At 58.9% G+C, this 11,580-nt stretch carries 13 protein-coding genes; 12 read left to right on the forward strand and 1 reads right to left on the reverse strand.

Features of this window, described 5'->3' with window-relative positions:
* Positions 1–7: 7 nt before the first annotated feature.
* The 10 genes from M2395_RS15510 (at position 8) to M2395_RS15555 (ending at position 6,667) form a co-directional block, all read left to right on the forward strand.
* Positions 8–283, forward strand: coding sequence for a phage antirepressor KilAC domain-containing protein (locus tag M2395_RS15510; protein WP_058434354.1), 276 nt, complete (start codon positions 8–10; stop codon positions 281–283).
* The gene (locus M2395_RS15515; RefSeq protein WP_123430135.1) at positions 280–663 is read left to right on the forward strand and encodes a hypothetical protein; all 384 of its coding nucleotides are present in this window, start codon (positions 280–282) and stop codon (positions 661–663) included. The genes M2395_RS15510 and M2395_RS15515 overlap by 4 nt, the downstream gene beginning before the upstream one ends.
* Complete coding sequence (locus M2395_RS15520; protein ID WP_058434352.1) at positions 660–902, forward strand: pyocin activator PrtN family protein; 243 nt, start codon at positions 660–662, stop codon at positions 900–902. Before M2395_RS15515 ends, M2395_RS15520 begins: the two co-directional genes overlap by 4 nt.
* A 50-nt stretch (positions 903–952) precedes the next feature.
* Positions 953–1,303 (forward strand): hypothetical protein, encoded by a 351-nt coding sequence (locus M2395_RS15525; protein WP_123430134.1) that lies wholly within the window; start codon positions 953–955, stop codon positions 1,301–1,303.
* A gap of 41 nt (positions 1,304–1,344) precedes the next feature.
* Positions 1,345–2,157, forward strand: coding sequence for a DUF2303 family protein (locus M2395_RS15530; protein ID WP_123430133.1), 813 nt, complete (start codon positions 1,345–1,347; stop codon positions 2,155–2,157).
* 77 nt (positions 2,158–2,234) lie between these two features.
* Positions 2,235–2,852, forward strand: a complete 618-nt coding sequence (locus M2395_RS15535) for a hypothetical protein (RefSeq protein WP_123430132.1) — start codon at positions 2,235–2,237, stop codon at positions 2,850–2,852.
* Positions 2,849–4,813, forward strand: a complete 1,965-nt coding sequence (locus M2395_RS15540; RefSeq protein ID WP_123430131.1) for a DNA cytosine methyltransferase — start codon at positions 2,849–2,851, stop codon at positions 4,811–4,813. The genes M2395_RS15535 and M2395_RS15540 overlap by 4 nt, the downstream gene beginning before the upstream one ends.
* On the forward strand, positions 4,810–5,259 hold the full coding sequence (locus M2395_RS15545; RefSeq protein ID WP_185057757.1) for a hypothetical protein: 450 nt from the start codon (positions 4,810–4,812) through the stop codon (positions 5,257–5,259). Before M2395_RS15540 ends, M2395_RS15545 begins: the two co-directional genes overlap by 4 nt.
* Positions 5,256–5,453: an excisionase gene (locus M2395_RS15550; RefSeq protein WP_123430130.1), complete on the forward strand. Its 198-nt coding sequence runs from the start codon at positions 5,256–5,258 to the stop codon at positions 5,451–5,453. The genes M2395_RS15545 and M2395_RS15550 overlap by 4 nt, the downstream gene beginning before the upstream one ends.
* On the forward strand, positions 5,420–6,667 hold the full coding sequence (locus tag M2395_RS15555; RefSeq protein ID WP_123430129.1) for a site-specific integrase: 1,248 nt from the start codon (positions 5,420–5,422) through the stop codon (positions 6,665–6,667). Before M2395_RS15550 ends, M2395_RS15555 begins: the two co-directional genes overlap by 34 nt.
* Positions 6,668–6,675: 8 nt before the next feature.
* Here M2395_RS15555 and M2395_RS15560 read toward each other — a convergent pair whose 3' ends face one another.
* On the reverse strand, positions 6,676–8,013 hold the full coding sequence (locus M2395_RS15560; RefSeq protein WP_148071246.1) for a PIN-like domain-containing protein: 1,338 nt from the start codon (positions 8,011–8,013) through the stop codon (positions 6,676–6,678).
* Between the two features lie 202 nt (positions 8,014–8,215).
* On the opposite strand from M2395_RS15560, the gene mutS reads away from it, so the two are divergent.
* Both mutS and fdxA read left to right on the forward strand, forming a co-directional pair.
* Positions 8,216–10,783 (forward strand): DNA mismatch repair protein MutS, encoded by a 2,568-nt coding sequence (gene mutS / locus M2395_RS15565; RefSeq protein WP_185057768.1) that lies wholly within the window; start codon positions 8,216–8,218, stop codon positions 10,781–10,783.
* A gap of 143 nt (positions 10,784–10,926) precedes the next feature.
* A complete protein-coding gene (gene fdxA / locus M2395_RS15570) occupies positions 10,927–11,250 on the forward strand; it encodes a ferredoxin FdxA (protein ID WP_011059555.1) in 324 nt (107 codons plus the stop codon).
* The last annotated feature ends 330 nt before the right edge of the window (positions 11,251–11,580 follow it).

Consider the following 11,580-nt stretch of genomic DNA (forward strand, 5'->3'; position numbering starts at 1 on the left):
CACGGCCATGAACCGCACCCTTGACGAAACAGCGGCGCTGCTGGGGCTCAAACCCCGCGCCTTCCGCGCAAAGCTCCGGGAACTGCGTGTGCTGGCAAAGGACGGGACCCTGGCCAGCCACCACCGCGACCAGGGCCACCTGTACTCCGACCCGCGCTCTGTGCAGATCGGCAAGTCCGGGCAGTACAAGCACTACGCCGTGGTGATGGTCACCGAAAGCGGCGTGCAGTACTTGGCCAAGAAACTGGGCATCACCATCGCGAACAAGGAAGCCGCAGCATGAAGACCAACTACTTCAACGCCTACACCCAAGCCCTCGGCGCCCTGGCCCTGATCCCGATCTACCTGACCAGCCCCGGCACTGTGAGCAAGGCCACCCTGATTGGCACCGCCAACGAGGCCACGCTGGCCCTGGCGAGCATGCCCGCCTGTGCGGTCGAGTTGGCGGAGGTTTATCGGTGCGTCAGCAGCGTGATCCAACCCGGCCAGATTGCCTACGTCACCCCGACCAATGTCCCCGAGACGCCCTTCGGGGCCGTCGTGGCGGATGAGCGCGGCCTGATCTGCGCCGCCGCCCGAGGCGCCAGCAAAGAGGGGCTGGCGGAACTGATCCGCCTCAAGCTGCAGCCCGCCGAAGTGGGGGCCGGGGAGGCAAGCACATGAGCGACACCCTCGACCAACTGAGGCGCCAGTTCGCCACGCCCTGCCCCACCCTGGCAGCGGTGCGGGAGCAGTATTTCGCGCACATCCGCACTGACCGGCATCTGCTCAGCGAAATCAAAAAGGGCCGGGTGAAGCTGATCGTGACGCGCCTTCACGGGTCTGCACGCGCCAAACCCGTGGTTTATCTGCACAACCTGGCCGCCTACCTCGACGCCCAAGCGGAGAAAGCGGCGGCCTGACAACGGTGGCCCCTGCCGTCCAGGGGCGAACATCCAGTGAGACACAGCACATGAAACCAACCGACACCGCCGAATTCATCGGCGAACTCAACGCCGGAGTCTTCGCCAGCCAGATCGGCCACGCGCTTTCAGAAGTCGCAGCAGGCGTGGTCGACCACGGCAAGGTCGGCACCGTGACCATCACCTTCACCTTGAGCCAGATCGCATCCAGCCATCAGGTAACCGTCAACCACAAGCTGGCCTACAAGGTGCCAACCAAGCGCGGCAGCCGCAGCGAGGACACCACCCTCGACACGCCGATGCATGTCAACGAAGGCGGGCGCCTGACCCTGTTCGCCGAGGCCCCAGGCCCTGGGCAGTTGTTCGACCGGAACGACGCACCGATTCACGCCAAGTCCTAAACCACCCTGCTCCAAACCTCTCACCACAAGGAACAGATCCAATGGAAGCCAAAGCAATTCAACTGCTCCAAGACACCGCCATCCTGGCCCACGCCAAGCGCCTGGACACGCACACCCCAACCCTGGTGCTGCCGTCCGACCAGAAGATACACAGCATCGAAAAGTTCCAGCCTCTGCGCAGCCGCTTCCGCGGTGAGCTGGTCACCCACTCGCTGCACGACTTCGGCAACTACGTGCAACACCACAGCTCCGAAGCTGCAGCCGCCGGTTTCGTTGACGCCGAACAGATGCGCTGCACCGTGTACTTCAATCTGGGTGACATTACAGCCCCCGGTCACGGCGACTTCACCGCAACGCTGAACCTGCGCAAGACCGCCGGGTTTCAGGCCCTGGAACGCGCCGCCAGCACGACGTTCCAGCAGAAAGACCTGAGCGACTGGATCGAAGACTGGGCCCCTAACCTGGCCTCCCTAGCCGCCGACGACTCCCCCATCGACTTGCGCAAAGCAGCGAGCGCCATTCGCTCGATCAGCATCGAGCAGGCCCGCAAGAGTGAGCACGTCGTGGGCGACCTGAGCGCATCGCGCTCCGCCATGGACCAGATCGAGGCCAAGTCGTCCGAAGGGCTGCCCGCCGAATTCCGCTTCACCGTCGAGCCCTACGAAGGGCTCACTGCGAGAACCATCCGCTTGCGTGTGGCGGTACTGACCGGCGGCGACAAGCCACTGCTCAAGCTGCGCTGGATCGGCGAGGAACAACTGCGCGAAGACCTGGCCCAGGAATTTAAGGAAGTCGTCCAGGCCGATGTGGGCACCGCCGCAACGCTGACCATCGGCAGCTTCAAGCTGGCGTAACCACCTGCAACACCCCGCCGCCGTCCTCTCACCACGATACATATCCGGCGGCGGGGCTCTAACGAGGATCACAGCACATGCAAACTCAACACCTGATCATCATCGCCATAGGCCAACTGCTTGGACTGGCCGTACTGGCCTACTTCATCCGCCGCGCGTTCCTACGCGCCTTGGCACGCGCCACAGCAGACGACCGCGACCGGATCTATGCACTGAACAACGATCTGGCCCGAACTGTCGAGGCCCGCGAGGAACTGAAAAAGCAACTCGCCGACCACAACACCCGCCAGCGCCAGCTCAAGGCGCAGCCCTTCACCCTGGAAGACCACCAGACCCTAATCAGCATCGCCCAGGCCCTCGGCCTTGCTGCCTCGACCTACAAGGCAATCCCAGGGACCGCCCCCGTCCAGGCCAAAGCAGACGCCCTGGCCGCACAAGCCCGCACCCTGGCCTATCGAGTCTTCCACACCGTCACCGCGGCTACCGCGCACAACGGCGAATCGCTAGACACCCAGCTCATTGAATGGCTCAACGCCCACGGTGACCTCTGGGGCAGCCTTGAGAACAGCACCATCACCTTCCCGCATGAGGCAGACACCGAGGGCTATCCGCATGTACGCGAAGCACTGAGGGAAGCCTATGAGCTGCACCAGCAGCGCGAAGCCCGCGAGCTGGGCCAGGAGGACGCGGCATGACCTCCCTGAAAGCGCCTCCTTTCAACTTCAAGACCCAATATTCCCTCGGGCTCAACGCTCAAGACGATGAGATCGTCGTTGATTTCTTCTGCGGTGGTGGGGGTGCCGGAACCGGCCTGGAGATGGGCCTGGGCCGCGCTGTGAACGTCGCGAAGAACCACAGCCCTGCAGCGATCAGCATGCACACCGTGAATCACCCAGGCGCCGTGCACTACACCACCGACGTGTTCGACGGTGATCCGGACACCGAATGCGGCGGCAAGGCCGTAGGCTGGTTCCACATGTCGCCGGACTGCACACACCACAGTCAGGCCGCTGGTGGCCAGCCACGCAAGCGCGAGATCCGAAACCTTTCGTGGATCGGTTTGAAATGGGCCGGCAAGAAGAAACCCCGGGTAATCAGCCTAGAGAACGTGAGGCAGATCCTGCAGTGGGGCCCTCTCGTTGCCAAGCGTGACAAAGCCACTGGGCGGGTAGTGAAACTCGGTGGCAGTGTGGCTGCCCCTGGTGAGGTTGTGCCGGTCCACCACCAATTCCTGGTGCCAGATCCAGCCCGGCGCGGGCAAACCTGGGCCGTGTTCGTCGCCGAGCTGCAACGCCTTGGCTATGCCGTCGAGTGGCGCGTGATCAAGGCGTGCGACTTCGGTGCGCCGACAAGTCGGGAACGCCTGTTCATGATCGCCCGCTGCGACGGCCAGCCCATCGTGTGGCCAGAGCCAACCCATGCCAAGAACCCAGCAAAAAGCCAGAAGAAGTGGCGCACTGCTGCCGAGTGCATTGACTGGACGATCCCAAGCAAAAGCATCTTCGACCGGCCCAAGCCTCTGGCACCAGCCACCCTGCGGCGAATCGCCAAGGGCATGAAGAAATTCGTCCTCGATGCCGCTGACCCGTTCATCGTGCCGATTGCGAACTGGTCCGGCGATAGCGTGCAATCAGCCCATGAGCCGCTACGGACCGTGACGTCCTGGCCCCGCGGCGGATCATTCGCCATCGCCAGCCCGATCATCGCGCCAGCAACGCACCAGGGCAGCGATCGCATCAACGACCCGTCCGCCCCGCTGCCGACTGTGACCTGCGCGAATCGCGGCGAGCTGACGTTGATCAGTCCGGTGATGGTCACTGCTGCGCATGGCGAAGGGAAGCCTGGCGGTGTTCAACGCTGGGGCAACGGCAGCAAGTTTGCCGGTGCCCCGCTGGGGACGGTGACAGCCAGCGGCGGGCATTCAGTTGCAGCCGCTCACCTGGTGAAGTTCCGGTTCTCGGACGACGGCAAAGCGCTGGATGAACCGCTGCCGACCATCACCAGCGGCGGCAACTACCAGCGCCCGGCCGGCGCCGCACACGCCATGGGTATCTCAACGGTGTTCATGGCCCAGATGAATGGCGGCTTCAACACCACGGACGCCAAGAGCATCGAGGACCCGATGACCACGGTGACAAACACCGGCAGTCAGCAACAGCTGGTGACGGCAAACCTGCTGCACCTGCGCGGCAACTGTGACGCGAAGGATTGCGCCGAACCGCTACACACTGTCAGCGCAGCCGGCACCCATCACGGCCTGGTCGAGTACACCCTATCGCCTGAGCACGAAGAGGGCGCCCTGCGGGTCGCCGCATTCCTGATCAGCTACTACGGCGCCGAGAACGTGAGCGCTGCAAACGAGCCGGCCCCAACGATTACCACCAGGGACCGCCTTGGCCTGGTAACCGTCACCATCAAGGGCACCCCCTATGTGATAGTCGATATCTGCCTGCGGATGCTGCAGCCCTCCGAGCTGTACAAGGCCCAGGGCTTCCCCGCCGACTACATCATCAGCCACGGCGCCGACGGCAAACTGTTCACCAAGACCCAACAGGTGCACATGTGCGGCAACAGCGTCAGCCCACCGCCGATGGCTGCCCTCGCACGCGCAAATGACCCTTGGCGCCAAACCGAGCAGCTCAAGGAGGCCGCATGAGCCAGAAACCTCTATGTGACCACACCGAACTGAAGGAACTGATTGTCCGCGCGTTTACTGATCGCCGGTTCTGCGCTGACGAGCATCACCGGGCCCTGGCCCAGGGCGCGAAGGCCCTGATCGCGGAGAATGAGAGACTTAAAGGACTTCGCCCAGAACCGCCGCCGCGCCCGCCAGAGGGCGAAGGGCTGCCACGTTATGGCCTCCGCTGGAACGGTCCGCAGCAGCCCTTGGCCACTCCCATGGACGACGGCTACTGGACGCCCTGGCACCTGGCCAACGAGCTGCGCCAGGACGCCGAGCGATATCAGTGGCTACGCTCCCGCGACCTCGAAACCATCAGCCATGGCGGTGTCTTCGCCGGCATAACCCCACAGAACATAGTCCTAAACGAGGAAACCCTCGACGAGGCCGTAGATGCGGCCCGGACCCAGGAGGCGCTATGAGCCTGCCACGCTGGGTGATGATCTGCCGAGCTGCCGAACTCACCGGGTACAGCGAAGACGCCATACGCCACAAGGTAAAGAACGGCACCTGGGCCCAAGGCCGAATTTGGCGCAAGACACCTGACGGCCGTATCGCAATCAACATGACGGAGTATGACAAGTGGGCCGAGAGCGCACCCCAAGAAGCGGCCTAGTGGCAGAACTGGCAAAGCACAAGGGCATTGAGATACACGGCGGCAATTTGCGCGTCGTGTTCATGTGGCGGCGGATACGCTGCCGTGAGTCCTTGGGCTTGCCCATCACCAAGGCCAACATCAAACACGCCGCCCTTCTAAGGGCGGCAATTATTCATGAGATCAAAACCGGCCACTTTGATTACGGCCGGCACTTTCCAAACTCGAAGCACGCCACCCACTACAGCAACGCCAGAGACGAACGCCTCAGTGCACTCCTTGAGCGATATAAGCCGCTCAAGGCTGTTGATATCACTCCGGAAACCGAAGAGAAGTACGGTTATGCACTTGATATATGCACTCACCTGGTGGGCAAGGATCGCCTTGCCGGCACATTGCTGCCTGAAGATATCCAACTGCTCAGGACCCTACTGATCGCAGAGCGGGCACCATCGACCGCTAACCATTACCTCGCCACCTTCGCCGGCTTCCTGGGTTGGTGCGAAAGTAATGGATACTGCCGAGAGGGGCTGGCGGCCGCGTGCATTCGCTTTGCCATGCAAGATCGAGAGCCCGACCCACTGACACAAACCGAGTTCGGCTTGCTCATAACGAAGGGCTGCCTTCATCGTCAGGACTCAGCCGCCGTAACTCTGGCTGTGTATACCGGCCTACGCCCCGGCGAGCTATGCGGCCTGGCTGTAGAAGACATAGATCTAGATCAGGGCCAAATAAGGATAACCAGGGCCATCACCGCACGAGGTACATTCAAACTGCCCAAGACCGGGAAGCCCCGTACAGTGATGCTGATGCCTCCGGCAATCGAGGCATGCAAGGTGTTAATGGACTTGGTCAGGGGTGACAAACCGGAGAAGATCAACATCTACCACAACCGGCACGAAAGCCGCACCGTAGACGCAACACCGTTGCTTTCTCCAGCCACCCAGGCGCGCAAGAAAGTGATCAACAAGTGGTTCGTTCCAACAGCCTGGAATACCAAGTGGGCGGCCATACAGCATCGAGCGCAAATCAGGCCTCGCCGTCCCTACCAAACCCGACACACTTACGCATGCTGGTGCCTGACTGCACGTGGGAACCTGGCGTTCATCGCAAAACAGATGGGCCACAAAGACTTCACCATGCTGGTCGAGGTCTATGCCAAGTGGATGGATGATGAATCTCCAAACGAACTTTCAAGAATTTGGAAAGCCTTATTAGCCAGCCGCACTACATAACATAAAACTTACTCTTTATCATACTTCTCATGCCTGAGAGCGTTCAGTGCGCTCTGAAACTCCCTCATATCTTCATTCAACTTTTTTATCTGGCCAGTCACTGAATGAAGCTGCTCATTTAGTGACGGAGCCTTATCTTCAAAATCAAGCGAGCTTGCACTTCTATTCAAATCAGACAAAGCAGACAGATATATTTCCTGCTCCTTTCTAAGAGAAGCCCTTTTATTTCGAAGACATCTGATTTGCTCTTTAAAGTAAAGCTCTTCAAGCTCTAAATCACGCTCTGAAAAAAACCTTTCCAAGTCTTTACTTTCAAGCTGATGACCATTCTCTATGCGCCCATCAGAGCCAACATGATAGTGATGATTAAGGAAAACTGTTCGACCATCCTTTAAAATCTCATCATCCCAAAAGCCAGCCCGATGAAAGGCATTTTCCAATTCAACAAACTTCTGAAATTTATCATCACTAAAATCAGCTACAGTAACATCTCTAATTTCCTCAACCGCATCTGGCGACGCCTCTTGCTGTAAGAAATTATTTGCGTACTCAAGGAAGCGATCTGGCTGATACATGTGAAATTGCTGCGAGGTTTTAAACATAAACTCTTCAATCAATTCAGGCAGAGGACCAATTGTCTTTCCTGAATGCCTTAGCCACCAATCCTCCTTAACATCTCCGGTGACAAAAATAACTCCACGCCCCACTAATTTTGAGTAATCCATAAGCTGCATCCAGCCTATATAATCACCATAAGGTACGCACCGCTCCTTTAACCGTTCACCAATTGGTTTACTGTCATCTTTAAAACCTGGTGGAATTTTATTCTTATACCTTTCAGCCCCATCCGTTATCATCCCTTCCAAGCTTGCATCATCATAAGACGGCCCCACCCGCCCATCGAACAAATCACCAAGAATCTCCTTAATTTCATCCTCATTAATTCTTCGAGCATGAGCCGCCTGACTTTCCTTCAACTCAGAAACAAGTTTATTGAAAGAATCAATAAAGTCACTGAGCGTCTCACCAGCGACAAACGGATGTTGCTTCTGGTTCTCGAAACCCGCCCTAAGCTTCTCCAAACTCTTTATAGCATCATCGTAATGCTTAGCTTGAGCACTTATTACAGAAAGTCTATTTGAGAAATACTCGCCGGCAACTTGATACGAAATCCAAACTCTTTCCCTCATCAATTCAAGTACATTTAAAAACGCAGAACGAGTTGAATCAGAGTATCGATACAAATCCAACAAAACATTTGCATCCAAAGCAATTATCGCCTCATCCCAAAGACTCTTTATGCTTTTAGAATTGCTAGAGAACTGACCAGGGAACGCGCTTTTCATGAAGATCCTTCGACAAGAGACAACGGCAGTTTCTTGAGTATCGCATTCGAACTCACCTCAAGGAACCCTCCCCTAGAGATCATGATAGTCTTCAACACAAGCCGACGGCCGTGACTGGCACTCTCCTATCATGCTTAGACGCTGCCCCATTTCTGCCCCAGCACAACGAATATTTAGAAATAACTCATTGATGAATAAAGCAATTTCTGATCTGTCCTCCCACACGCCGATGATGCAGCAGTACTGGCGCCTCAAGAACCAGCACCCTGATCAGTTGATGTTCTACCGCATGGGCGACTTCTACGAGATCTTCTATGAAGACGCGAAGAAGGCCGCCAAGCTGCTGGACATCACCCTGACGGCGCGCGGGCAGTCGGCCGGCCAGGCGATTCCCATGTGCGGTATTCCTTACCACGCCGCCGAGGGCTACCTGGCCAAGCTGGTAAAGCTCGGCGAGTCGGTGGTGATCTGCGAACAGGTGGGGGACCCGGCAACCAGCAAGGGCCCGGTGGAGCGCCAGGTGGTGCGTATCATCACGCCAGGCACCGTGAGTGACGAGGCTCTGCTGGATGAGCGCCGCGACAACCTGATCGCCGCCGTGCTGGGCGACGAGCGCCTGTTCGGCCTGGCGGTGCTGGACATCACCAGCGGCAACTTCAGCGTCCTGGAAATCAAGGGCTGGGAGAACCTGCTGGCCGAGTTGGAACGCATCAATCCAGTGGAGCTGCTGATCCCCGATGACTGGCCACAAGGCTTGCCGGCGGAAAAACGCCGCGGTGTGCGACGCCGTGCCCCCTGGGATTTCGAGCGGGACTCGGCGCACAAGAGCCTCTGCCAGCAGTTCTCTACCCAGGACCTCAAGGGCTTTGGCTGCGAAACCCTGACCCTGGCCATCGGCGCCGCCGGTTGCCTGCTCAGCTATGCCAAGGAAACCCAGCGTACCGCCCTGCCCCACCTGCGCAGCCTGCGTCATGAGCGCCTGGATGACACCGTGGTGTTGGACGGTGCCAGCCGTCGCAACCTGGAACTGGACACCAACCTGGCGGGCGGGCGCGACAACACCCTGCAATCGGTGGTCGACCGCTGCCAGACCGCCATGGGCAGCCGTTTGCTGACCCGCTGGCTGAACCGCCCGCTGCGCGACCTCAAGGTGCTGGAAGCGCGCCAGTCCTCTATTACTTGCCTGCTGGACGGCTACCGTTTCGAACGGCTGCAACCGCAGTTGAAGGAAATCGGCGATATCGAGCGGATTCTGGCGCGAATCGGCCTGCGCAATGCTCGTCCGCGGGACTTGGCCCGTCTACGTGATGCCCTGGCTGCACTGCCCGAGCTGCAAGAAGCCATGACCGAGCTGGAGGCCACTCACCTCAATCAGCTGGCTGCCACCACCAGCACCTACCCGGAGCTGGCCGCTCTGCTGGCCAAGGCCATCATCGACAACCCGCCGGCGGTGATCCGTGACGGCGGTGTACTCAAGACCGGCTACGACGCCGAGCTCGACGAGCTGCAGTCGCTGAGCGAGAACGCCGGACAGTTCCTGATTGACCTGGAAGCCCGCGAGAAAGCCCGTACCGGCCTGGCCAACCTCAAGGTCGGCTACAACCGTATCCATGGCTATTTCATCGAGCTGCCAAGCAAGCAGGCCGAACAGGCCCCGGCGGACTACATTCGCCGCCAGACATTGAAAGGCGCCGAGCGCTTCATCACTCCGGAACTCAAGGAGTTCGAAGACAAGGCGCTATCGGCCAAGAGCCGTGCCCTGGCCCGGGAGAAGATGCTCTACGACGCGCTGCTGGAAACCCTGATCAGCCATTTGCCGCCGTTGCAGGATACCGCTGGTGCCCTGGCTGAGCTGGACGTGTTGAGCAACCTGGCCGAGCGCGCCTTGAACCTGGACCTCAACTGCCCACGTTTTGTCAGCGAACCTTGCATGCGCATCACCCAGGGTCGTCACCCAGTGGTGGAGCAAGTGTTGACCACGCCTTTCGTGGCCAACGACCTGAGCCTGGACGACAACACGCGGATGCTGGTGATCACCGGTCCGAACATGGGCGGTAAATCCACCTATATGCGCCAGACGGCCCTGATCGTGCTGCTGGCCCATATCGGCAGCTTCGTCCCGGCGGCTAGCTGCGAGCTGTCCCTGGTGGACCGGATCTTCACCCGTATCGGCTCCAGCGACGACCTGGCCGGCGGCCGTTCGACCTTCATGGTGGAAATGAGCGAAACCGCGAACATCCTGCACAACGCAACGGAACGCAGCCTGGTGCTGATGGACGAAGTGGGACGCGGTACCAGCACCTTTGACGGACTTTCCCTGGCCTGGGCTGCGGCAGAACGTCTCGCCCACCTGCGCGCCTATACCCTGTTCGCCACCCACTATTTCGAACTGACGGTACTGCCGGAAAGCGAGCCGCTGGTGGCCAACGTGCACCTCAATGCCACCGAGCACAATGAGCGCATTGTGTTCCTGCACCATGTCCTTCCAGGCCCAGCCAGCCAGAGCTATGGGCTGGCGGTAGCCCAGCTGGCCGGGGTTCCCAGCGCAGTCATCACCCGCGCCCGGGAGCACTTGAGCCGCCTGGAAACCACCAGTTTGCCCCATGAAGTGGCGCCTCAAGCGCCGGGCAAACCCTCGGTTCCGCAACAAAGCGACATGTTCGCCAGCCTGCCGCACCCGGTGCTCGACGACCTGGCCAAGCTGGATCTGGATGACATGACGCCACGCCGAGCGCTGGAAATGCTCTATACATTGAAGACACGCATCTAACGCGAACGCCTTCAAGCTGTTAGAATCTCGCGCGGTTTGGGATGCTGCGGACTATTAGCCTGGTTGCGCAGACTATCGCTCCCAAACCTGGCGACCCCGTCATGTAGGGGCTCCGCTGCCGCCGCCTGAGGAGAGAATTAGAAATGACCTTCGTCGTCACCGACAACTGCATCAAGTGCAAGTACACCGACTGCGTAGAAGTCTGTCCGGTGGACTGCTTTTACGAAGGCCCGAACTTCCTGGTGATTCACCCGGATGAGTGCATTGATTGCGCACTGTGTGAGCCTGAATGCCCCGCTGTAGCGATTTTCTCCGAGGATGAAGTCCCGGAAGAGATGCAAGAATTCATTCAGTTGAACGTCGAGCTGGCAGAGATCTGGCCGAACATCACTGAAAAGAAAGATCCGTTGCCGGATGCCGAAGAGTGGGATGGCGTCAAAGGCAAGATCAAGGATCTCGAACGCTGATTGCAGCTGCGTTCCCAAAGGCCCCTTGCGGGCCTTTTTGCGTTTCTGGGGCAAGGAAACTCCGGCGGGACTTTTCGACAGACGAAAAAAAGGGGCGGTATGACCCGCCCACATTTTTCCCTAGTCCCTGTGTTCCTTTTCATCGTCCTGATGAATCGCTTCCTGCGATGTCCTGACCATCGTCCTTGATGGCTGTGTCTATCCGTCGACACAGGGCTGATATTAGAGAGTTCCCCGGCAAGAGCAATCGCACTATTCGTGTGAAACTTGGTCGAAACTCATAGCCACTCATAAAAAATATTATATAAATCAATAATATAAAAAACAGCC

Source organism: Pseudomonas sp. BIGb0176, from assembly GCF_024810175.1.
In the GTDB taxonomy this organism is placed as follows: domain Bacteria; phylum Pseudomonadota; class Gammaproteobacteria; order Pseudomonadales; family Pseudomonadaceae; genus Aquipseudomonas; species Aquipseudomonas protegens.